The sequence below is a fragment of the Moellerella wisconsensis ATCC 35017 genome, from assembly GCF_001294465.1.
GTDB classification, from domain to species: Bacteria; Pseudomonadota; Gammaproteobacteria; order Enterobacterales; family Enterobacteriaceae; genus Moellerella; species Moellerella wisconsensis.
Map to the genome: position 1 here is coordinate 1 of NZ_LGAA01000055.1, position 401 is coordinate 401.

The window sequence follows — 401 nt, forward strand, 5'->3', positions numbered from 1 at the left end:
GTTCATTCCCTGCTGTTGGCTGTGGGTATACAGGTTTTACTTCCCACTCATTACGTTTGGTCTGGATAGTTTCATAACGAACGATCTTGTTGCTTTCATCACGGACAGGTGCATTCACCTCAACATCCACAAATCCCAGCTTTCTGACTGTAACAAGACGTTCGGTGTCTACACCAGCATCTTTAACCGCTCTCTCAAGGTCTTTCCCCCAGAGTGTCTTCTCTCCATGTTCATTTTTGAGAGTGACAAAGTAGTTCATGGATTCATCATCTTTCCACTCATACTTAGCACGTCCATGCGCGACGATAACGCCTTTCTCCCAGGATTCACCCGCAGCTTTATCTTCCTTTTGAGTATCAGATGCATTCTGCTTCTTCGGCTGTACAGAGGCCGATTCTTCC

General features: G+C 46.1%; 1 pseudogene. It reads right to left on the minus strand.

The annotated features are described in order from the left end of the window. A pseudogene (locus M992_RS15265) lies at window positions 1-401 on the minus strand (LPD7 domain-containing protein); the annotation flags it as partial.